This window comes from Streptomyces sp. NPDC059828, assembly GCF_042731955.1.
Classification (GTDB): Bacteria; Actinomycetota; Actinomycetes; order Streptomycetales; family Streptomycetaceae; genus Streptomyces.
Genome location: NZ_JBHWIW010000040.1, coordinates 49929 through 71738 on the forward strand (window position 1 = coordinate 49929; position 21810 = coordinate 71738).

21 protein-coding genes are annotated in these 21810 nt (G+C 70.5%); 9 read left to right on the forward strand and 12 right to left on the reverse strand.

Translation table 11 applies throughout. From position 1 onward, the window contains the following. Positions 1 to 96: 96 nt before the first annotated feature. Both ACFV6V_RS22870 and ACFV6V_RS22875 read right to left on the reverse strand, forming a co-directional pair. Complete coding sequence (locus ACFV6V_RS22870; protein WP_385567951.1) at positions 97 to 1230, reverse strand: hypothetical protein; 1134 nt, start codon at positions 1228 to 1230, stop codon at positions 97 to 99. Positions 1231 to 1389: 159 nt separating this feature from the next. Continuing rightward, positions 1390 to 1815 carry a CBS domain-containing protein gene (locus ACFV6V_RS22875; protein WP_385567954.1) on the reverse strand — a complete coding sequence of 142 codons (426 nt, stop codon included), beginning with the start codon at positions 1813 to 1815 and terminating at the stop codon, positions 1390 to 1392. 207 nt (positions 1816 to 2022) lie between these two features. Between ACFV6V_RS22875 and ACFV6V_RS22880 the strand changes: the two genes are divergently transcribed. The 3 genes from ACFV6V_RS22880 (at position 2023) to ACFV6V_RS22890 (ending at position 4917) form a co-directional block, all read left to right on the forward strand. Next, a complete protein-coding gene (locus tag ACFV6V_RS22880) occupies positions 2023 to 2223 on the forward strand; it encodes a DUF6381 family protein (protein ID WP_385567956.1) in 201 nt (66 codons plus the stop codon). A gap of 101 nt (positions 2224 to 2324) precedes the next feature. Further along, positions 2325 to 4667 (forward strand): SpoIIE family protein phosphatase, encoded by a 2343-nt coding sequence (locus ACFV6V_RS22885; RefSeq protein ID WP_385567959.1) that lies wholly within the window; start codon positions 2325 to 2327, stop codon positions 4665 to 4667. Next, a complete protein-coding gene (locus ACFV6V_RS22890; protein WP_385567962.1) occupies positions 4657 to 4917 on the forward strand; it encodes a Tn3 family transposase in 261 nt (86 codons plus the stop codon). The genes ACFV6V_RS22885 and ACFV6V_RS22890 overlap by 11 nt, the downstream gene beginning before the upstream one ends. Here ACFV6V_RS22890 and ACFV6V_RS22895 read toward each other — a convergent pair. Together ACFV6V_RS22895 and ACFV6V_RS22900 are read right to left on the reverse strand one after the other, a co-directional pair. After that, on the reverse strand, positions 4899 to 6014 hold the full coding sequence (locus ACFV6V_RS22895; RefSeq protein ID WP_385567964.1) for a serine hydrolase domain-containing protein: 1116 nt from the start codon (positions 6012 to 6014) through the stop codon (positions 4899 to 4901). The two genes, ACFV6V_RS22890 and ACFV6V_RS22895, sit on opposite strands and share 19 nt — an antisense overlap. A 510-nt stretch (positions 6015 to 6524) precedes the next feature. After that, complete coding sequence (locus ACFV6V_RS22900) at positions 6525 to 7490, reverse strand: alpha/beta hydrolase family protein (RefSeq protein WP_385567967.1); 966 nt, start codon at positions 7488 to 7490, stop codon at positions 6525 to 6527. Positions 7491 to 7659: 169 nt separating this feature from the next. Between ACFV6V_RS22900 and ACFV6V_RS22905 the strand changes: the two genes are divergently transcribed. Together ACFV6V_RS22905 and ACFV6V_RS22910 are read left to right on the forward strand one after the other, a co-directional pair. After that, positions 7660 to 8256 (forward strand): TetR/AcrR family transcriptional regulator, encoded by a 597-nt coding sequence (locus tag ACFV6V_RS22905; protein WP_385567970.1) that lies wholly within the window; start codon positions 7660 to 7662, stop codon positions 8254 to 8256. Between the two features lie 407 nt (positions 8257 to 8663). Beyond that, on the forward strand, positions 8664 to 9545 hold the full coding sequence (locus ACFV6V_RS22910; RefSeq protein ID WP_385568003.1) for a GyrI-like domain-containing protein: 882 nt from the start codon (positions 8664 to 8666) through the stop codon (positions 9543 to 9545). A 342-nt stretch (positions 9546 to 9887) separates the two neighbouring features. On the opposite strand, the gene ACFV6V_RS22915 is transcribed toward ACFV6V_RS22910, so the two are convergent. The 3 genes from ACFV6V_RS22915 to ACFV6V_RS22925 all read right to left on the reverse strand — a co-directional run bounded on the left by ACFV6V_RS22915 (position 9888) and on the right by ACFV6V_RS22925 (position 14048). Next, entirely contained in the window at positions 9888 to 12881 is a 2994-nt protein-coding gene (locus ACFV6V_RS22915) for a HAMP domain-containing protein (RefSeq protein WP_385567972.1), read from the reverse strand. 174 nt (positions 12882 to 13055) lie between these two features. Beyond that, positions 13056 to 13562 (reverse strand): ATP-binding protein, encoded by a 507-nt coding sequence (locus tag ACFV6V_RS22920; RefSeq protein WP_385568006.1) that lies wholly within the window; start codon positions 13560 to 13562, stop codon positions 13056 to 13058. A 75-nt stretch (positions 13563 to 13637) separates the two neighbouring features. Next, complete coding sequence (locus ACFV6V_RS22925; RefSeq protein WP_385567975.1) at positions 13638 to 14048, reverse strand: STAS domain-containing protein; 411 nt, start codon at positions 14046 to 14048, stop codon at positions 13638 to 13640. Positions 14049 to 14240: 192 nt separating this feature from the next. On the opposite strand from ACFV6V_RS22925, the gene ACFV6V_RS22930 reads away from it, so the two are divergent. The 4 genes from ACFV6V_RS22930 to ACFV6V_RS22945 all read left to right on the forward strand — a co-directional run bounded on the left by ACFV6V_RS22930 (position 14241) and on the right by ACFV6V_RS22945 (position 16233). Continuing rightward, positions 14241 to 14696, forward strand: a complete 456-nt coding sequence (locus ACFV6V_RS22930; RefSeq protein ID WP_385567978.1) for a hypothetical protein — start codon at positions 14241 to 14243, stop codon at positions 14694 to 14696. A 69-nt stretch (positions 14697 to 14765) separates the two neighbouring features. Beyond that, positions 14766 to 15452, forward strand: coding sequence for a hypothetical protein (locus ACFV6V_RS22935; RefSeq protein WP_385567981.1), 687 nt, complete (start codon positions 14766 to 14768; stop codon positions 15450 to 15452). A gap of 32 nt (positions 15453 to 15484) precedes the next feature. Further along, entirely contained in the window at positions 15485 to 15676 is a 192-nt protein-coding gene (locus ACFV6V_RS22940; RefSeq protein WP_385567983.1) for a hypothetical protein, read from the forward strand. Between the two features lie 95 nt (positions 15677 to 15771). Then, a complete protein-coding gene (locus tag ACFV6V_RS22945) occupies positions 15772 to 16233 on the forward strand; it encodes a Crp/Fnr family transcriptional regulator (protein WP_385567986.1) in 462 nt (153 codons plus the stop codon). Between the two features lie 124 nt (positions 16234 to 16357). On the opposite strand, the gene ACFV6V_RS22950 is transcribed toward ACFV6V_RS22945, so the two are convergent. The 5 genes from ACFV6V_RS22950 to ACFV6V_RS22970 form a co-directional block, all read right to left on the reverse strand. Beyond that, positions 16358 to 16654, reverse strand: coding sequence for a DUF1876 domain-containing protein (locus ACFV6V_RS22950; RefSeq protein WP_361280674.1), 297 nt, complete (start codon positions 16652 to 16654; stop codon positions 16358 to 16360). Between the two features lie 152 nt (positions 16655 to 16806). Further along, positions 16807 to 18477 (reverse strand): acyl-CoA dehydrogenase family protein, encoded by a 1671-nt coding sequence (locus ACFV6V_RS22955; RefSeq protein ID WP_385567988.1) that lies wholly within the window; start codon positions 18475 to 18477, stop codon positions 16807 to 16809. Between the two features lie 25 nt (positions 18478 to 18502). After that, positions 18503 to 19129 carry a TetR/AcrR family transcriptional regulator gene (locus ACFV6V_RS22960; protein ID WP_385567991.1) on the reverse strand — a complete coding sequence of 209 codons (627 nt, stop codon included), beginning with the start codon at positions 19127 to 19129 and terminating at the stop codon, positions 18503 to 18505. Between the two features lie 195 nt (positions 19130 to 19324). Next, entirely contained in the window at positions 19325 to 19597 is a 273-nt protein-coding gene (locus ACFV6V_RS22965; protein ID WP_385567993.1) for a hypothetical protein, read from the reverse strand. 122 nt (positions 19598 to 19719) lie between these two features. Further along, a complete protein-coding gene (locus tag ACFV6V_RS22970) occupies positions 19720 to 21531 on the reverse strand; it encodes an ABC transporter ATP-binding protein (RefSeq protein ID WP_385567996.1) in 1812 nt (603 codons plus the stop codon). Between the last annotated feature and the right edge of the window lie 279 nt (positions 21532 to 21810).

Genomic DNA, 21810 nt, shown 5'->3' on the forward strand with positions numbered 1-21810 from the left:
GACGAGCACCAGGCGGAGCCGCGGTCCTTATTACGCCGGAGCACCGGAGTCACAGCCTGTGTGACGACGGGTGATGCTCTCGCGTTCCCGCGCGGCTCACACCCCTTCCGTCGACTTGGCTGACTTCGCCCGCTGGGCCCTGCGGAGCCCGAGGGCGAAGGAGCCCAGGCCCGAGGCGACGATCAGCACGGCGGTGCCCGCGAACATCGTCATCGGATCAGGGAGCCTGCCGAGCTGCGCAAGCCATGGGTCGCGGTTGCGGGGCAGGGTCAGGTTCGCCGAGACCTGCTGCTTCGCCTTGCCGCTCTCCAGACCCAGGGTGACGTCCCACGGGCCGTCGGGCAGCAAGGGGTCGAGACCGGCAGTCACGGTGCCGATGCCGCCCGGGGGCAGCGTCGTCCCGGGTCTGATCGGAAACGGACCCGCATTCATCAGTCCGGGGCCTTCCGTCAGCTCCAGCGCGCCGCTCAGGTCCAGGGCCCGCCCACCGGTGTTGCGGACCTGAGCGGTGAGGACGGGCATCCCGGACTCCGTCCGGTGGACCCGGTAGGCGCCGACCCGGAATGCCGACGGCGGCTCCGCGCCCTTGCCGACGTGGACGTACATACGGACGCCGACGCGCTCGCCGCTCCCTTCGGCGGACACGGCAGACGCAGCAGACGCGGAGGAGAGGGCGGAGGCAGCGGGCGCGGCGGAGGCAGCCGCGGCACGAGCGGGCTCCTTGGCCTGGGCCCAGAGCTCCGCGTACCGCTCCCCGGTCGACGCCGTCGCCGGCACGACCAGTTTGACCTTGGCCTTGGCCTTCTGACCGGGTGCCAGGGTGAGGGTGGACGGAGTGACGGTCACCCAGCCGGTCAGCTCGTTCGCGCTTCGGCCCGGACTGAAGACGAAGCGATTTCCCTTGATCCTCGCATCAGCGGGGTACAGCTCCACCGCACGGCGCTGCCGCGTGTTGTTGGCGACCTCGACCTGGTGCTCGACGGTCGCTCCGGGCTTGAGGTGGTCGACGACGCTCCGCAGCGCCCGGGCATCCGGCACCCGGCCGGCGACGGGCGTGTCTGCCAGCCGGATCGCGAAGGGGTCCCGGGAGGAGTCGGGCTCCCGGGCGGCGCGCGCGGCAACCACCAGGTCGACGGGGCCCGTTGCCGGGCCGCTGAGCGGAACGGCCGCGGGCACGGCCAGGACCGGCGGCACGGCCATGGCGCCGACCGCTCCGACCGCGGCCGTCATGAAGGCCGCTCTCACGCACATGGTTTCGCGCCTGGGTTCACGCATGGGTTCCCTCTGGTCGCGTTCAGCGGACGGTTGGACACGTACCACGGTCCCCGGGCACCCATCGCGTACCGCGCGATCCCTGCCCCATTCGGCGGCAGAATGCCACTCCGGCCGTCATGCACCGCTGTTCGGCGGGGCTGCGCTGATGTCCGCGAGGGAGGAGCGAGGGTCATCCGCCTTCGCGATGTCCCCGAGGGTGACGACACCCCTCAGGCACCCGTCCTCGACGACGGCGAGCCTGCGCACCATGGCGGAGCGCATCAACCGCGCGGCTTCCGCGGTGTCCTGGTCGGGCCGGACGGTACGGACATCCGGGGTGCACACCGAACGCAGCGGCGTCCGGTACGGATCGTGGCCCATCGCGACTGCGCGCACAGTGATGTCACGGTCCGTCAGGATGCCGAGAAGCCGGTCAGCGACCGTGACCAGCACATCCCCCACGTCCCGGTCCCGCATCAGCCGCGCCGCCTCGAAGAGGGTGGCCTCCGGCGACAGCGTCAGTGGATCCGTCGCCATCACGTCCTTCACCAGGTGTGCCATGACGCCCGCCCTCTTCGGTTGACTGATATACGGCGTCTGCCCCGATAGGAGCCCGTTATCCGGAGCCGGCGCGGGCGAAGCGGCGCCGTCCCGAACCATGGGAGATACCCGCAGGCCGAAGGCATGATCGTCACCATGCGTCACCCGAACGGATGCGAGGGTGACCGCGGCGTGTTTGCCTGGCTCATGGCCCCGGAAGGAGGAGCCATGACCACAGCAGGTGAACCCGTCAGGACGCCCGACGAGCTTCGTCTGATGGCGGACGAGCTCGCTCGCGGCGCCGAGCGCTGCACCGACCCCGAGCACCGGGCGCGGCTGCGTCGCAAGGCCGCGCGACTGCGTGACCAGTGCGATGGTTACGGCGACGGGGGCCGTTCCCCGGTGGCTCCGGCGCACGAGCAGCCCTGAGGGCAGGCCGGCACCTGACCGGAAGCGCGGCGGCCGACCGGAAGCGCGCCGCCTGACGCGCGAGTAAAATCCGGTGCGTCCCTGTGGGAGAGGACGTGGCCATGCCCGATCACGGGCGGGACGCACCGGAGCCGGACCGGCTGATCAGCACGGTCACACAGCTCACCGCTGAACTCGCGGACCTGCGACGCGATCTCGGGCGCAGTCATCTGCTCGATCTGGCGTCGGGCGTCGTGGTGGCGCAGCTCGCCCTCTCCCCCGCCGAAGCCATGGAACACCTCGCCCGGCTCGCCGGGTCCACCGGGACCTCCGTGGAGGACCTGGCCGCGGACATCGTCAACGGCGCCTCGGGTACGGCGGCTGTGCGGGGCACGGACCTGGCACGGCCCGGCGGCGGCGACGGCCACGACCGCGACCTGGACCAGGCCCAGGCCCAGGCCCAGGCCCAGGCCCAGGATCCGGACAGCAGGGAGCGGGCACGCCGGACCCGGCGCACCGAGGCCGCCGTCGATGCCGCCGCCAAGACGGGCGGCTCCGCGGACGAAGTGGCCGAAACCCTGCTGGACGGCGGACTGCGCCCGCTCGGCGTGCGCGGTCTGTGGCTGTTCCGGCGTACCGAGACGGACTGCCTCGAGCTGGCCGGGCAGGCCGGGATCAGCCCCCTGGAGGCCACACACTGGCAGTGGGTGCCGCCCGGGACCAGCAGCCCGCTGCACCGTGCGCTGGCCGATGCCGCTCCGGTCTGGCTGCCGGCCGGGCCGTCCGGTGGCGAGCGTCTCCCGGGATCCGCCCCGGGTGGTGCACGCGCCCTGCTGCCATTGCGCCGCCGCGGCACGGTCACGGGCCTCGCGGTCGTGGACTGGCCGGGTCCACGCGAGCTGGACGACGCGATGCAGCGTACGCTCACGGATCTCTCGGTACCGGTGGCACGCATCCTCGACGCCGGAGCCGGCGACCCGGCCGATCCGGCCGTACTGGCCCCGCTGCTCGACCAGCTCACTCTGCCGGGGATGGCCCTGCGCACCGAACCGTCGACCGGTGCCCTGCACATCGAACACCTCAACCGACCCGCGCTGGACTGGGCCGGGCGCGTGCACGGGTCGGCCGGACGGCCGCTGGCGCAGGTGTTCCCCGCCGTCGAGGCCAGTATCGGGCAGCTGGCCCGCGAGGCGCGCGAGACCGCCGCGCCCCAGCGTGCCGCACGGCTTCCGGTGCTGCACCGGGCCGGTGATCCCGACCCGCTGCACGACGTACGGGTGCTTCCGGTCGGCCCGGACCGGACGGTGGTGCTCTGGCACGGCTCCACGGACCCGGGCATGTCACTGACCCGGGTGCTGGGCAGGCTGGAGAACCTGGCCGCGTTCGAGGACGATCTGATCGCCGGGACCTCGCGGTGGAGCGAACAGGCGTACCGGATCTTCGGGCTCGATCCCGCTGCACCCGCGGTGCCGCTGCGCCGGCTCGCACCCCAGCTGGCCCGGGACGAGGCAGGGAAGCTGGAGGATCTGCTCACCGAGCTCACGCAACGCCACCAGGGCGCGCACACCGTGGTGCGGGCGCTGCGTGAGGACGGTGGCCTCCGGCACGTCAGGATCGCCGCCGAGCCGCTGCTCACGGGTGGTGCGCTCACCGGGATCACGGGCGTGTACCAGGACGTCTCGGCGCAGCACCACACCGAGATCGCGCTCAGTGCGACCTACGACCGGCTGACCGTCACCCAGCGCGAGGCGGCGGTGCGCCACCAACTGGTACTGCAGCTGCAGCAGGCGATCGTCCCCGAGGTGCCGGTCCTGCAGCGGCTGCCCGGCTTGCAGGTCGCCGCACGCTACCGGCCGGCGGCCGAGGAGTTCCGGGTGGGCGGTGACTGGTACGACGTGCTGCCGCTGCCGAGCGGCCGGGTGCTGGTGGCCGTCGGCGACATCGCGGGCCATGGCATCGACTCGGTGACGGGCATGGTCGCGCTGCGCAACGCGCTACGGGGGCTGGCGTTCACCGGACACTCACCAGCGCGGCTGATGGCCCTGCTGAACGAGGTCACGATGCACACCCACGGGAATCCGACGGCCACCGCGGTGTGTGCCCTCTACGATCCGGCCGACCGCTCCTTGCACTGGGCCAGCGCCGGTCACCTCCCGCTGCTGCTGCTGCGCGAGGGCCGGGCGCGCTTTCTCGATCCGCCGCGCAACATCCTGCTGGGTGCCATGCCGTCGGCGCGTTACACGGACCAGGTCACGGCACTCGCGCCCGGGGACACCCTGGTGCTGTACACGGACGGGCTCGTGGAGCGTCGCCACACAGGACTCGACGAGAGCCTGGCGGGCCTGCGCCGCGCGGCGGAACGGCTCGGGCCCGGCAGCCTGGACACCCGCACGGATCGACTGCTGGGGTCGGTCACCGGCGACACCGACGACGACACGAGCCTGGTGGTCGTCGGTGTCGCCTGAGGCAGCCCGGCGGGCGGTGCGGGCGGCGTTCATCTGCGACTACCTCGCCGACGCGGAACTGCGGCGCGAGTTCGACGACGGGCTCCAGGCCGTGGAGAACCGGAACTCCGCCAACCACGACCTGTTCTACGGCAAGGACGGCGACCTGACCGGCTCCGACAAGGAGTGGGCAGCCTGTCCGGGCCCAGGCCGCCCCGTTGCCTGTCCGGGCCCAGGCCGCCCCGTTGCCTGTCAGCGCAGTCCGCTGTAGGCGGCCATCACGATCTCCATGCCGCGGTTGTCCTCCTGCCGGTCCCGGTCGATCATCTGGTTCATGACATAGGCCACCGTCATGCGTGAACCGGGATCGCTCACGACCAGCGAGCCGCCCCAGCCGCCCCAGCCGAAGGTGTCGCCGAACTTGCCGAAACCCACCGTCCAGCACATCGGGGTGCCCAGCACTCGGTCGTCACCGCGGAACACTTCCTGCCACGCGGGCTCGCAACCCTGGGGGGACAGCAGTCGCACGCCGCCGGCCGAACCCTGGTTCGCCAATACCGACTGCACAAGGGCGACAGAGCGAGCGTTACCGAAACCGTTCACCGCGGGGACCTGCGCACGGCGCCAGGCCATGGAGTTGGCGTCCTTGACCCGGATCGCCACACCGGCACTCTCCCGGCGTGTGCCATCCGGTCCGAGCGGTGCGCTGGCGGCGTACTCGTCGGTCAGTGACGGCGGCGGGATGAGCGGTGCGACGAGGTGGTCGTGTTCGGTGGAGAGGCCGATGTGGAAGTCCGCGCCGAGCGGTTTGGCCACCTCTTCGGCGAAGAACTCGCCGAGACCGCGGCCGGTGATGCGGCGGACGATCTCGCCCACCAGGAAGCCGAAGGTGAGCGCGTGATAGCCGGCGGCCGTTCCCGGCTCCCATTCGGGCGCCTGGGCAGCCAGCCCTGACGTCACGCTCCCCCAGTCGTAGAGCTCCTCGACCGTCGTCGGCCCGGACAGGTCCGGCAGCCCCGCGGTGTGCGACAGCACGTGCCGCACCAACGCGTTCTCCTTACCGGCCGCGGCGAACTCGGGCCAGTAGACGGCGACCGGCGCAGACAGATCGAGCTCGCCCCGGTCGGCCAGAATCAGCGCGCACAGGGCCGTCATGTTCTTGGTCGTCGAGTTCACGCCGGTGAGGGTGTCCCGCTCCCAGCTGACGGAGCGGTCCGCATCGGCGTACCCGCCCCAGATGTCGACCACCGGCTCGCCGTCGACGTAGACGGCCGCCGAGGCACCCACGTCGTCCTTGCCGAGCAAAGCTGCAAGGGCCGCCCGGACTGCCTTGAACCGCGGCTCGCAAAAGCCCTCAACATCAGTCATGGGCGTAAGCCTCATGCAACGCCAGGGCTTCCTGCCCAACAATTCCCGCACTGGTTTTGTCGGGCGGGGCGCGGTCAAATCTTCTCTGCTCCAGCAAGGCGGCCTGACGGCGCGCGGTCGGGCAGCCTGGCTCTGTTCACGAGTACCAGCAGCGGTTGTTCACCGGTTTGAGCCGTGTCTGCGGACGGCTGCGATTCGAACAGCGCAGGAGTCTGGGCAACGCCGAGGCAACCGATTACGGCTGAGGATCCTGGGTGCCGAGACACTTCACGCCGCGCGGCCGGCCGGCAGGACACCGGTCGTCGAGTACCAGCCCGTTGACCGACCCCATGCGCCCCTTCCACCGCGCGGGGCGGGGGACTTGGCTGAGCCACCCGCTTCCTCACGACTCCCGTGCCGGGGCTTCACCGCGTTCGTGCCGCGCGAGGGGCTGCCGCCTCTGCGCGACCCGGCGCGGCGAGCCGAACGACACGACGCGGGCCGTCCGATACGGGACGTGGCCGCAGGGGGCTACTTGGATTCGACTCGTCCTACCGGGTCGGTGCTGGTCGTCAGTGCCTCGCAGGCGGTCTGCCATGTGGGGGCGCCAGGGTGGAGCTGGGTGTGGAGGTAGGCCGCGGTGAGCCGGGCGAGGGCGGCGACTCGCCCAGGGTTCTCGTCGGTGGTCTCGGCGGCGTCGTATCCGGCGATCCCACCGAGCCCGTGCTCCGCGTCGAACAGGGTCAGCAGGGTCTTGGGGCCGGGGGCGAGGGTGTAGGGGTCGGCGTGCCAGTCCGGCCCCATGTCCGTGAAGTGCCGGGAGTCGTCCTTGTCGCCGGCGACGACCAGCGCCGGTGCGGTCATGGTGGAGAAGTCGAGGGCCCCGATGATCGGCCATTGCTCGGCCATGGGCCCGTTGAGGACGTCGCCGCCCCTGCCGGGCGCGGCGAGCAGTACGCCCGCCTTGATGCGGGGCTCGACGAGGTGCACCACGTTCCCGGTGTCGGGGTCGGTGAGCCCGGCGCCCAGCAGGAGGGCGGCGGTGAAGCCGCCGAGCGAGTGTCCGACGAGGGCGCTCCTGGTGTGGTCGACCCGTCCGGCGAGCTGCGGCACGGTGCGCTCGATCACGTCGAGCCGGTCGAGGATGTGTGTCATGTCCTCAGCGCGGGAGCGCCAGAAGTCGGGTGCTCCGGGGGCGTCGGCGACCAGGTGGCTCAGTGTCCTGGACGTGAGGTGGGTGGGCTGGATGACGACGAATCCGTGTGCCGCCCAGAAGTTGGCGAGCGGCGCGTAGCCGTTGAGTGAGGAGAGGTTGTTCGACGGGCCGTGGCCGTGGGAGAGGAGGATTACGGGGAGGCTGGTTCCGGTCGCGGGTGCGGAGACGCGCACCTGGAGGTCCACTGGACGTCCGGGCACGGGCAGGACTACGGGGCTGAAGGACAGGACCGGGACGGGCGTGCCCAAGGCGTCGGCGCTGGTGGCGGTGGATGTGCTCACGATGTGGGTTCCCTTTCGGTGGCGCCTGCCGCCCGCCGGTTTCCCTGTGGCCGGGGGCGGACAAGGCGGTCAGGAGCGTCCCGTCTCGGCTAAGCTGAAACGGAACACTGCTCCATTTACTATCCGGAGCAGCGCTCCGTTTTGTCAAGCGGTGTCGAAGGAGAATGTGATGGCCACCGACAGCCCTGCAGGGGAGCTGCCGTCCCGAGGCAAGCGGGCCGACGCCCAGCGCAACCGGCAGACGGTGCTCGCCGCCGCCGCCGAGGTCTTTGTCACCTCCGGCGTCGATGCGCCGATCCGCCAGATCGCGGCCCAGGCGGGCGTCGGGATGGCCACGATCTACCGCCACTTCCCGACCCGGGCAGATCTCGTCACCGCCGTCTACCGCCACCAGATCGAGGCATGCGCCGAGGCCGGCCCGAAGCTGCTGGCCAGTGCCGGCTCAGCGCTCGACGCGCTGCGCCAATGGATCGACCTCTTCGTCGACTTCCTGGTCACCAAGCACGGACTCGCCGACGCCCTGCAGTCCGACAGCGACCGCTTCGCCGCGCTGCACGCCTACTTCCTCGACCGCCTGCTGCCCGTCTGCGCCCAACTGCTCGACGCCGCGGTCGAAGCCGGTGACATCAGGCCCGGCACGCACCCCTACGAGCTGATGCGCGGCATCGGCAACCTCTGCATCGGACGCGACAACGACCCCCGCTACGACCCTCGACGCCTGATCGCCCTCCTCCTCCAAGGGCTCCAGCGGCCGCAGACGCCGTGATGCGACGAGCGACATTCGCGTCTGGTCCCTCCACGGCTTCCACGCGATCTCAGTGGCCGCCGCAACAGCCGGTGACACCGGCAAGGCAGCAGCGCCCCTGAGCTGGTGCCGTCACTTCTCGTGAACATCGAACACGGCATCATCAGGGTGCTGGTCAACGCCGTGAACGTCCGCTGTCGTCACTCGTGAACAAAACAGGCTGCCGGACCTCGGTCGACCACTCCTGTCTTCGCCTCGCAGTCGGCCGATGGCCCGGTCGGCGCCCCGGACCGCAGCGCCGATGACCACCACCCGCCGCGCACGCCGAACGGCCCGACCGGGACTCGGGTGCCAGCCGTTGTGCTTTCTGGGCTGTTTGGCAGGGTGGGCGTTCCTCTGTGGAGAGCAAGAAGGAAGGACGGATACGCGTGCTGGAGCGGCTGAATCAGGCGCTGGGCCACCTTGAGGCCTGCCTCGACCGGGAGGTCGACATGACGGAGGTGGCCCGGATCGCCGCGGTGTCGGAGTACCACTTCCGGCGGCTGTTCTCCGCGCTCGCCGGGATGCCGCTGCCGGTCTACGTGCGTCGGCGACGCATGACGCTCGCCGGGGCCGAGGTGCTGGCTGGGAACCTGACGCTGCTCGATGTCGCGGTGCGGTACGGGTACAGCTCGGGCGAGGCGTTCGCCCGGGCATTCCGATCGGTGCACGGCATCGGGCCGGGCGAGGCCCGGCGCACGGGTGCGGTGCTCACGTCACAGCCGCGCATGTCCTTCCGTGTCGTCGTCGAAGGGAGTACGACCATGCGCTACCGGATTGTGGAGAAGGAGTCGTTTCGGGTCGTCGGCAGGAAAGCCCGGCTCCCGCTCGTGCACGAGGGGGTCAACGCGGCCGCCGCGGTGCACGTGGAAAGCCTGGGGAAGCAGGCAATCATGCGGATGAAGGAGCTGGCCGGCCAGGAGCCGGACGGGATCCTGTCGGCGGTGGTGTACCTGACGGACAGCCGGGAAGAGGGCGCCGAGGCGGACTACTGGATCGGCGTGGTGACCGGTCCCGAGGTGGCAGCCGAGGAGCTCGACGCCCTCGACGTGCCGGCCGGGACCTGGGCGGTCTTCGACAGCTGCGGGCCCTATCCGAGCGCACTCCAGGAGCTGTGGCGAGATGTGTTCACGCAGTGGTTCCCCTCGAACCCGTACACGAGCCGGAAAGGGCCGGAGCTCCTGCGGACCCAGCCGGTGGAGATCGGCGCCGATACCGACTCCCAGCTGTGGATCCCGGTCGACCGGGGCAGCGGGAGCACCGAGGCGTGAACACCGGCACCTGGACGTTGCCCACCGCGCGGACGCTCACTGCCGAGCTGCGGACAAAGAGCAGACGCAGTTCACAGCAGCTTTCACGAACGGTCCTTTGCGAAGCAAGACCCATCACGAGCCACCGGACCCCGACGGACCGGGCTCTGCGGATCGCGGCGGGCGTGGTCGCGCTGATGATCGGTGCCGCGGGTCGCGGACGCGTTCCTCCGACGCCGCGGTGAGCGGCCCCACCGGGCTGGTCACCGACGCGGTCGTGGGTGTGTGCGCCGTCGTCGCGGCGGCCTTGTCGTTCCCCGCCGCCTGAGCCGCGGACGGGTCCGGGTCGCGCGGACAGCACACCTACCGCTGGAGCCACTTGCGTATCCGCGCCACCAGGTCGTACGCGTCGACCGGCTTGGTGATGTAGTCGTTGGCCCCGGCCGCGAGGCTCTTGGCCCGGTCGCCCGGCATCGCCTTGGCGGTGACCACGATCACCGGCACCGAAGCGAATCTCGGCAGCTTCCTGATGGCCGCGGTGGCGCTGTAGCCGTCCATCCCCGACATCATCACATCCATCACGATCAGATCGACATCGGGGTGCGCGGTGAGCAGCTCGATCCCCGTGCGCCCGTCGTCGGCCGTCAGCACACGCATGCCCTCGGCTTCGAGGATCTCGGTGAGTGCGTAGACGTTGCGCACATCGTCGTCGATGATCAGCACGGTGCGGCCGGTCAGGAGGGCGCCCGGCGCGGGCTGCTGGGACGCCCCGGTCCGTGCCGCGGCGGCGTCCGTGCCGCGGGTGGCCAGTCCGGGCGGGGGCTCCTGGGGGACTTCTCCACCGACGGGCACGTAGAAGGTGAAGACGCTGCCTTCTCCGACCCTGCTCTCCGCGACGATCACTCCGCTCAGGAGCTGGGCGAGTTCACGGCTGATGGACAGGCCGAGGCCCGTGCCGCCGTAGCGGCGGCCGGTGGTCACCGCGCCCTGCTGGAACGCCCCGAATATCGAGTCCAGGTGCTCGGGGGCGATACCGACGCCGGTGTCCCTGATCCGGAAGGCCACCACCTGCAAGCCCCTCAGTTCGGCGTGGAGTTCGTCGTCGGACGCGTTCTCCACCCGGAGCTCGACGCCGCCGCTCTCGGTGAACTTCAGTGCGTTGGACAGCAGGTTGCGCAGCACCTGCCGCAGCCGGGTCTCGTCGGTGGTGATGTCGTCGGGCACGTCATCCGACGTGAAGATGCCGAAGTCCAGATTGCGCTCGCTGGCCAGCGGACGGAACGTCACCTCGACGTACTCCAGCAGCCGGTGCAGCGGGAAGGGCTCGCGGTGGACGTCCATCTTGCCCGCCTCGACCTTGGACAGATCGAGGATGTCGTTGATCAGCTGGAGCAGGTCGGAGCCCGCGGAGTGGATGACCTCCGCGTAGTCGACCTGTTTCTCCGTCAGGTTGCCCTCCGGGTTCTGGGCCAGCAACTGGGCCAGGATGAGCAGGCTGTTGAGCGGGGTGCGCAGCTCATGGCTCATGTTGGCGAGGAACTCGGACTTGTACATGGAGGTGCGGGAGAGCTGTTTGGCCCGCTCCTCCAGCTCCTGTCGGGCCTGTTCGATCTCCAGGTTCTTGCCCTCGATGTCGCGGTTGCGGTCGGCGAGCAGTGCGGCCTTCTCGGCGAGTTCCGCGTTGGAGCGCTGAAGCTCTTCCTGACGAGCCTGCAACTCCTGCGAACGTGCCCGGAGTTCGGCTGTGAGCCGCTGGGACTGCTCCAGCAGTTCATCGGTGCGGGCATGGGCGTTCAGCGAGCTGACGTTGACCCCGACCGTTTCGATGAACTGGTCGAGGAAGTCCCGGTGGATACGGGTGAAGGGACGCAGCGAGGCGAGTTCCACGGCGCCGAGCACCTGGTCCTCGACCACCACCGGCAGCACGATCAGCGCGCCCGGGGTCAGTGATCCCAGGCCCGAGGAGATCGTCACATAGCCGGGCGGCAGCTCGTCGACGGCGATGGTGCGGCGGCTGAGCGCCGCCTGACCGACCAGGGACTCGCCGGGGCGGAAGCGTACGGGCAGCCGCGACGGCTCACCCGGCGACTCGGCGGGGGCGGGCTCGGCGGGGATACGGGCCTCGGCGGGGAGTCCGTACGAGGCGGTCATCACGAGCTCGGTGCCGCTGCCGTCGACGGCCTCCTCGGCCAGGAAGAACGCACCGTACTGGGCCGATACCAGCGGAGGCACCTCGGTCATGATGACCGCGGCGACGCTGCCCAGGTCGTTGCTGGACTGCATCAGTCCGGATATCCGGGCCAGGTTGGTCTTGAGCCAGTCCTGTTCCTCGTTGGCCCGGGTGGTGGCGCGCAGCGACTCGACCATGGAGTTGATGTTGTCCTTCAGGTCGCCGACCTCTCCCGGCGCTTCGACGGCGATGGACCGGGTCAGATCGCCCTCGGCGACCGCGCTGGTCACCTCGGCGATGGCGCGGACCTGCCGGGTGAGGTTTCCGGCCAGCTCATTGACGTTCTCGGTGAGCCGCTTCCAGGTGCCGGAGACGCCTTCCACCTCTGCCTGGCCACCGAGCCGGCCCTCGCTGCCGACCTCCCGGGCGACCCGGGTGACCTCGGCGGCGAACGACGACAGCTGGTCGACCATGGTGTTGATGGTGGTCTTGAGCTCCAGGATCTCGCCGCGCGCGTCCACGTCTATCTTGCGGGTGAGGTCGCCCCGGGCGACGGACGTGGTGACCTGGGCGATGTTGCGGACCTGATTGGTCAGGTTGTTGGCCATGGAGTTGACGTTGTCGGTCAGGTCCTTCCAGGTGCCCGACACCCCGCTCACGGTCGCCTGGCCACCCAGATTGCCCTCGGTGCCGACCTCCCGGGCGACCCGGGTGACCTCCTCGGCGAACGAGGAGAGCCGTTCGACCATGGTGTTGATGGTCTCCTTGAGCTCAAGGATCTCGCCGCGCGCGTCCACGCGGATCTTCTGAGTGAGGTCACCGCGGGCGACGGCCGTCGCCACCTGGGCGATCGACCGCACCTGCGAGGTGAGGTTGTCGGCCATGGTGTTGACGCCGGTGGTGAGCTCCTGCCAGACCCCGTCGACGTCCCGCACCCGTGCATGGCCGCCGAGCCGTCCCTCACCGCCGACCTCCCGGGCCACCCGGGTGACTTCGGCCGTGACCAGGGAGAGCTGGTCGACCATGCCGTTGTAGACCCCGGCGATCTCGCCCATGATGCCCCCGGCGTCGTCGGGGAGGTGGGCCGAGAAGTCGCCGTCGCGCACGGCGGTGAGGCCCGCCAGCAGCTTGCGCAGGCCCTCCTCGCCCAGCTCGGCGGGCGGCCGGGTGTCCGGCGAGGGTTCCACCGCTGAGTGATCCTGAGGAAGCTGCGGGTCCTGGGGCGGGCCCGCAGGCTGATCACCGGGGTTGTCCCGGGCATGACCGGATGCGTTCATCGCCGACCTCGTGTCGCTCGTTCGGCGTCATGTGTCCACTCTCGACTTTCGCACGCACTCCCCCGCGCGACACCCCGGGTGTGTTCAGGCGGTGTCGATTGCGGAGGCCCGGGGCGCCGTGATCTCGGCCCACACGGTCTTTCCCCCACCGCGCGGTACGGAGCCCCAGGCGCGGGCGAGCCTGCCCAGGACGACCAGTCCGTGACCACCGGGCTTCGCCGGATCGGCATGGGGGCGGGGGCGGGGGGTGACCGGGTCGGCGTCGCTCACCTCGATACGCAACCGGTCGGCCGTGCAGTGCAGCACCAGCTCCTCGGGGCCACCGGCGTGCAGACAGGCGTTGGTGACCAGCTCGGACACGACCATCAGGACGTCCTCGGCGACGGCCAGGCGCTCCTCGGCCTCGTCGTAGCCGTCGTGGCCGTACGCGTCGATGTCGAGGTCACCGAAGGCGTCCCAGGCACCTGGTTCGCCGGTGCGGGACTGGCTACCGGCCGGACGACCCGGATACGGAGCGCCGGCGTCGTACTCCGGCAGCCACCCCCAGTCCACGAGCGCCGTACGACTGAAGTCACGGCAACGCCCGACCACGCCCCGCGTCCCCGAGAGGACGAGTCTGCGGGTCTGTCCCTGTGCCGGAAGGGCCGCGTTCACCGTCGCTCCCGCCTACTCCCGGCCCGGCTCTCGCTCCGGTGCCTCGACAGCGTCACCGATGCTCGCGTACCGCGGGAAGACGGCACCGGCACCGGTGATCGCGAGCATCCGGGCGACCTGGGGGCGCAGCGCCGCCAGTTCGACCCTGGCTCCCGTCTCCTTGGCCGCGAGACGGGCCCGCAGCAGCACATTGAGCCCCGTGGAGTCGCAGAAGAGCAGGGCGGAGCAGTCGACCAGGACGCGTCGCGCACCGGCCGCGATGCCTTCGTCCAGGGCCACCCGCAGGGGTTCCGCCGTGTCGTGGTCGAGCTCACCCACGACCGCGACCACGACGATCCCGGGCTCGGGCCCCGGGCTCACCGTCACTTCGAAGCGGTCGCCGTCGCCGGCGCTGCCCGGCCAGCCGTCCCGTGCTGAGACCATGTCCGGTTCTCCTGGTCGTCTCCTGGTCGCCCCTGGTCGCACTCGGTCGTCCGCATCGTCTTCCGGGGCCGCGGCTTCCGGTGACACCCCCGACTATGACACCGCCTCCGGGTCACCGCTTCCGGCGCGGTCTGGTGACTACGCTGAATCACCGGCCCTTCCTTCTCATGAGCGGCGAAAGCGGGCGTACCCATGAATGCACACCGTGACTTCGAGCTGCTGGCCGTGACGATCCAGGGGGAGGGGCGCCCCGACGTACCGGTGTCCGCGCAGGTGGATCGCCAGCATGACGCGCCTGGTTCGCCTGGTGCGCCGCAGCCTGCCGAAACGGTGTCCGTCAGCCTGAAGGAAGGTGCGGAGTTCCGGCTCCGCCTCGAGTTCCGGGTGCACTCGAGGGACGATCTCGAAGGCCTCAAGTTCATCGAGGAGCACACCCGCCAGGGCGTGGTCGTGGTGCACACGGAGACCCATCTGGGCGACTACCGGCGCGGCGGGCCGTACGAGATCGTGCTCCCGCCGGTGCATCTGGCGACCGGGCATCTGGCGCGTGACCGCTATGAATGCACCGGCACCTTCGTGGACGGGGACGGCAGGGAACTCGGCCGGATGACGTTCCGCCTCGAGATCACGAAGGAATGGCCTCAGTGACATCGTCACAGGAGGGCCGCACCACCCGGTGAGCCGGGTCGGGGAAGTGCCCCCGTAGGGTGGCCGTCCATGTGGCCTGGACAGAACAACTCACCGGACCCGTCGGGGAATCCGTACCAGCAGCCGCCCGCGTACCACCAGTACCCGACGGTCCCGGCACCCGTGGCGGCCGGGCCGGCGTCCACCGACGGGCGCGGGAGGACCGGGAAGGCCACGCTCGTCGCGGTCTGCGGGGCCGCCGTGGTCGTACTGGCCTCCGCGGTCACCGGCTTCGTCGTCCTGCGCGGCGGGAACGGCTCCCCGGTGCCCACGGCGTCGTCGCCGTCGGCGCCCACCGCCACGGACACGGCGCGCCGCACGGGCGACGCGGCGCAGCCCGCGGTCCCGGGCTGGAGCACCGTCGCGAATCCCAGGACCGGAATCGTCTTCGACGTGCCACCCGAGTGGGCCCGCAGGGCGCAGAGCTGGGTGAGCTATGTCGCGGAGGAGGGCGACCCGGAGGAGAAGCCTCTGGTCGGCTTCTCGGGCACCGCAGTGCTCAAGGAGCGGTGGTGCAGTTCCGACGAGAACGTCGACGGCAGCGAGGAGGACACGGCACTCGCGTCCGTGGGATCCCGCAGGGAGAACGGTGCCCGGTCCCCCGAGGAGGCGGCCCGCGACACGTGTCCCTGTGGGTCTACGGTGCCTATGCCCAGCCGGACCGGTCCAGGGTCACTACCGGTACCCCGCAGCCCTACACCACGGCTTCCGGACTGACGGGCAGCCTGGCCACGGCCACCTCGGCCGGTGTGCGCGGGAAGGGGAAGTGCGGCACGGACGGCAGGGCGACGGCCTTCGCGTTCAAGAACACCAAGGGCGACATCGTGTCCTGGACCTTCGTCGCGGCCAAAGGGGTGGACGAGGAGGTGCCGGACGCCATGGTCCGCAAGATCCTCAGCACGGTCCGTCCGATGACCGGCGCGGCGGACGGCGGCTCCTGAGTTCGCGGGAGGCGGCGGGAGAGGTCAGGCGGCGCGGGAGGCGTCCGGGCGTGCGACGCTTGAGGTGGACCGGCGCTCGGAACGGAGGCCACGCGATGACCACGTCTTCCATCCGTATGACAGCCGCACTGTCGGCCGAGCACCGCGCCCGGCTACAGGAGATCGCCGAGAACGTGAAGTTCCACGAGGGCTGCCGCGTCTTCGAGGAGGGTCGGCGCGCCGACCGGTTCTGGATCATCAAGTCCGGCACGGTCAGCCTGCACATGTCCGTTCCCGGGCGGCGTCCTGCGGTCATCGAGAACCTGGGCTTCGGTGAACTCGTGGGCTGGTCCTGGCTCTTCCCACCCTTCGTGTGGCAGCTGGGAGCCGAGGCGATGACGCCGGTCCGCGCCCAGCAGTTCGACGCACGGACCGTGCGCATGATGATGGACGCCGACCCGGCATTCGGCTCCGCGGTGGGCCAGTGGGTGGGACAGGTGCTGGCGCACCGGCTCCACGCGGCGCGTGTCCGGCTGCTGGATCTCTATGCGCCGTACGGAAGCGGAATCACCGACTGAGGCGGCCTGGCGCCGGGCGCCGAACGAGGCGGCCTGCCACGGAACGGTGATCCGAGGTGAGGTGACGCGGGGCGATGGGCCCGGGCCGCCGCTGGCAGGTGGTGCTGCGTGAGGCCGGTGGTGGTTACGTAGCCGCTCCAGGCCAGCCGTAGGGCGGTGCCGCCACCGTCTCCGGGCCCGCGCCGACACTGTCGAGGTCGCGGTTGGCCTCGCGCATCAGCTTCGTCGCGAGGTCCTTCATCGCGCGGCTCGCCGCGAGTTCATCGCCGATCTCGGGGATGTCCACGTCCTGCGGGTTGCATCGTGCGACCCCTTGCCCGGTGTAGGTCGTGGCGCCTGTGTCCAGCACGGCCCGTGCCTTCGTCGTACCGTCCTCCTCGACCAGGACCAGGCCCACCTGCCACTCCAGCGTCCGCGTCATGGCGTACACCTCCTCGCCCGCACCACGCGCCGTCCACGCGCCCGGCGATATGCCGCGCCGCGGGGCTCCCTGTCCTCAGGATCCCCCGGCGCGGCACACTCCGCGTCCTGGGCGGCCCGGACCGCTCGGGCGCTCGGTCCACCCGGCCGAGCTCAGGCCCGGGCGCCCGGGACCCTGGCGATGATCCCCGCCCGGTCGACCCCGGTCGGCAACGTCCCGAACGCGAGCCCGTGTGCCCCGGCCAGCCGCGAGGCGCAGAACGCGTCGGCGACGGCCGCCGGTGCGTGCCGGACCAGCAGCGAACCCTGGAGCACCAACGCCAGCCGCTCCACGAGCCACCGCGCCCGAAGCTCCGCGTCCTCGGGCGTCGCCAGCTCGGCGCGCAGCCCCCGCCAGGCCGCGTCGAGCCGTGCGTCCGCCCCGGCGGCGAGTGCGATCTCGTCCGCGAAGGCTTCGAGCGAGTCCGGTTCGCGGGTCAGGGCACGCAGCACATCGAGTGCGCTGACGTTTCCGGAGCCCTCCCAGATGCCGTTGAGGGGAGCGTCCCGGTAGAGCCTCGGCAGGTCGGAGTCCTCGACGAAGCCGTTGCCGCCGAGGCATTCCAGTGCCTCCGCCACCATGGCGGGCTGGCGCTTGCACACCCAGTACTTGGCGACGGCAGTGGCCAGCCGGAGGAAGCCCTGTTCCCGTCCGTCGCCGCGCTGGGCCCGGTCGACGGCGCCGGCCACGCGCAGTGCGAGCGTGGTCGCGGCCTCGGACTCGACGGCGAGGTCCGCGATGACGTTGCGCATCAGCGGCTGGTCGATGAGCTTGGCACCGAACGCCGCGCGGTGACGCACATGGTGCCCGGCGAGGGTGAGCGCGGTGCGCATGCCGGAGGCGGAGCTGAGGATGCAGTCGAGCCGGGTCATGGTGACCATCTCGATGATGGTCCGCACGCCGCGCCCGACCGGTCCGACGAGCCAGGCGACGGTGTCGTCGAACTCGGGTTCGCTGCTGGCGTTTCCGCGATTGCCGAGCTTGTCCTTGAGACGCTGGATCCGGAAGGTGTTGCGGCTGCCGTCGGGCAGTACACGCGGCACCAGGAAGCAGGACAGCCCCCCGTTTCCGCCGGCCCCTGCACCGGGCTCCGCCTGCGCGAGCACAAGGAAGAGGTCGTTCATCGGCGCGCTGGTGAACCACTTGTGGCCGCGCAGCCGCCAGGTCCCGTCGGACTGGGGGGTCGCCACGGTGGAGTTGGCACGTACGTCGGAGCCGCCCTGCTTCTCCGTCATGCCCATTCCCGCGAGCAGTCCGCGCTTGCCCCCTGGTGCGCGCAGCCCCGGGTCGTACACCCTGCTGGTGAGAAGCGGCTCGTACAGGGCCGCCTGCTCGGGTGCGTGCCGCAGCGCGGGGACGACGGCATAGGTCATGGACACCGGGCACAAATGACTCTGGTCGGCAAAGCCCCACACCATCAGGCCTGCCGCACGGGCCACATGGGCGCCGGGCTTGTCCTCGGCCCAGGGGGTGCCGCCGAGGCCCTCGCGCATGGCGACGTCCATGAGGGCGTGGTAGGAGGGATGGAAGTCCACCTCGTCGACCCGGTTGCCGTAGCGGTCATGGGTACGCAGCACAGGCTCGTGGTGGTTGGCCTCGTGGCCCCAGCGCCTCGCCTCCTCCGAGCCGGCGAGCCGCCCGATGCGGTGCAGGTCCTCCTCGTACCACTCCGCGCCTTCGTTCCGGATGCCTTCCAGCAGCACGGGGTCGTCCGCCACGTCGTGATCCGTGAGCGGCGGCGCCTGGTTGGTCACCTCATGGGTGCGTACGGGATTGCTGCGCATCGGGGTCCTCCGACTCCTCTGGTGGCTATGGGCGTTGCCGTACGGACGCGGCGCCCGCGCACCGCAGGGACATGGCGGCCAGCTCGGCGACCAAGCGGTCGGCGTCGGCTCCTTCGGCTGGCCGGGACAGCGGGTCGACCAGCACCTCACCGATCGCACCGGTGAGTGCCGCGGCGGTGACGTCCGCGTCCTGCTCGGGCAGCAGTCCGCCGGCGACGCCCTCCCGGACCACCTCGGCGAACATGCCCCGGTAGCGCTTGCGGAATTCCAACCGCTCGGCCTCGACGGCGGGTTCCGACGGGGCGGCCAGCAAGGCGTAGGCGACACCCCGGCTGTCCAGGGCCCGCCGGGCGAAGACGGTCACGGCATGGCTGAGGCGCTCCAGGGGGTCACCACTGCCGTCACGCAGCACGGAACCGAGCACATCGGCCTCCCGGCCCGCGGCGCGCCGGAACACCTCGACGGCGAGCGCCGCCTTGGACGGGAAGTGCTGGTACACCGAACCCACCGACATACCGGCCGCCGCGGCGACGGCCGTCACGGACGCCTGGGACCAGCCCACATCGGCCACCACGACGATCGCCTCGTCCACGAGCCGTTCGCGGGCAGCCGTCAGCCGGTCCTGGACCGCTGGGGTCTTTCGGTACGCCATGGAAGGAGTGAACCACCGTTCAGCACTTCATGCCAGGGTGTGCGTCTGCCGCCTGGCGAGGTGTGAGGAAGCCAGGATGCCGGAAACAGTGGCGGGCCCGGTCGGCAACCGGGCCCGCGGTCGGCCACTCACAGGCCCGACCAGGTCGGAGACTTCAGGTCCTGCCCTTGGGGCAGTGCGGCGGTACGGCGGTCGTCACCGCCGGAAGCCGTCGACGAAGAAGCCGTTGTTGTTGCTGTCACCGCGACCGTGGTCGTAGCCGTAGTAGCCGGAGTCACCGTAGTAGTAGTTGCCGTAATCGCCGTAGGAGCCGTAATAGCCGTCATCGCAGTAGTAGCGATAGCCGTCCCAGTTGGAGCAGCTGTAGTCATTCCTGGCGTCACTGGCAAACGCCCCGCTGGCAGGCACGACGGCGAGGGCGAGACCCGCGGCCGCCGCTGAGACTGCGGCAACGATCCGTCGGCGCATTCTCAACACCTCCGAGCAATCATTGAAAGTAGAACTTTTAGGACATTTCTCACCTTCCTCCCCCTCGGTTGCGATGTCAATCCGGCAAAGGTCCCAGAGCCGCGCCCGCGCCCCGTAAGCACTCAGACGGGCAGACCGGCCCGCGCGGGGCTGTCGTCGATGAAGCCGCCCGACTGGTGCCGCCACAGCTTCGCGTACGCGCCGTCGGATGCCAGCAGTTCCTGGTGCGTGCCCTGTTCGACGATGCGTCCACGGTCGAGCACCACGAGTTGGTCCATGGTCGCGACCGTGCTCAGCCGGTGCGCCACCACGATCGCCGTCCTCCCCTCCATCAGGCGCCACAGCGCCTCCTGGACGAGGATCTCGCTCTCGGAATCCAGTGCGCTGGTGGCCTCGTCGAGCAGCAGGATCGGCGCGTCGCGCAGGATCGCCCTGGCGAGAGCGACCCGCTGGCGCTGTCCGCCGGACAGCTTCACGCCACGCTCTCCCACCAGCGTGTCGAATCCGTCCGGCAGCAGGTCCGCGAACTCCGTGACGTGCGCGGCCTCGGCCGCGCGGCGGATCTCGGCTTCAGTGGCGCCCGGCTTGGCGAACGCGATGTTGTCCCGCAGTGTCCGGTGGAACATCGCCGGCTCCTGCGGCACACAGGAGATCAGGCTGCGCAGATCGGCCTGCCGCAGACGGCTGATGTCCTGGCCGCCGATCAGGATCCGGCCGCCGTCGACATCCGTCATCCTCAGCAGCAGCCGGGTGAGCGTGGTCTTGCCGCCACCGGACCGGCCCACGAGCCCGATCTTCGCCCCGCCGGGCACGGCCAGGTCGAGCCCTTCGAAGAGCGGCTCCGCGCCCTTGTGTGCGAAGGTGACCCGCTCGAAGCGGACATCGGCACCCGCGGGCAGCAGCGGTTCCGGCGACACCGGGTCGTGCACGGTCGTGGGCGTCAGCAGGAGTTCGGTGTACTGCGCGGCCTCCGTCATCGAACCCTCCAGACGCCGGTAGATCTGGTTGAACTCGAACATGATCCGCGTGGCGTTGGTGTAGTACGTGAAGGCGACGACGATCGCCTCCACGCCGTGCCCGCCCCCGCCGAGGGTGACGGCGAGCAGCAGCCCCATCACATTGGTCGCCACGGACAGCGGGGCGACCAGCGTGTCGATGCGCAGGTTCCCGTAGTCCCATGACGCGAGCGAGAGCCGCCGCGACTCCGCGACGCGGGATCGGTGCTCCGCCGCCTCACGCTTCTCGGCCGCGAACGCCCGAACCGTCTCCATGTTGGCCAGGCTGTCGGCGACGTGCCCGGACACCCGGGCGATCGCCTCCTCGCGCCGCCCGACAAGCGCCTGACGGCGGCGGATGAGCGGCCTCACGCACACAGCCGTGAGCGCGATCATCGTGAGGAGCCCCACCACGAACAGCGGGTCGTACTGCCACAGCACCACCGACCCGAACACAAGCGGCACAAGACTCCCCACGACCGAGAAGGTCAGCGTGTCGACGAACTGCTCGAACCGCGAGGCGAAGCTCAGCACACGCTTGGTCAGCGACCCTGCGAAGTTGTCGTGGAAGAACGCGGCGTCCTTGGCGAACAGTTCGTCCATCCCGATCACGTACAGATGCTCGATACCCAGCGCGTCAAGGCGGTTCAGACAGTGCAGACCGATGCGCCACAGGACCTCCGACAGCAGCAGCACACCGGCGAAGCCGACGATGTACGGCATCATCGAGCCGACGGTGACGCCGCCGCCACCGGACATCCGGCCGACGAGCTTCGCGACGACCAGCGGCGCGATGTAGTGGATGCCGATATTGCCCAGCGCCGGCAGCAGCATCGCGGGCACCGTCAGCAGCCGGAGCCGGGCCAGCTCCCTTGCGTAGTAGCCGAGCGCGAGGAGCACGGGGCCCCTGCGCGGCGGAACGCGGCGTGATTCAGCCATCACCATCCCAACCTCGTCTCTTCGTGCAGCAGTTCGCGTGCGCGTGCGGCACCGCGGAATGTCGGCCCGAGCCCCGGCTCACCTCATGGACGATCGCCGCGATCGTCACGTGCGAGTACGGGAGGGCCGGGCGCCGCAGTGTCCCGCGCGGACGTTCACGGCGTCCAAGGATTTTTTTCCCAAATGCCCGCATATCGCACATATGTGCGCTCGCGGTGGGACAACGCAGGTGCGCTCGGGGCTTGCTGGCGGCGAGGCCTCGGCCGGTGGTGTCACCAC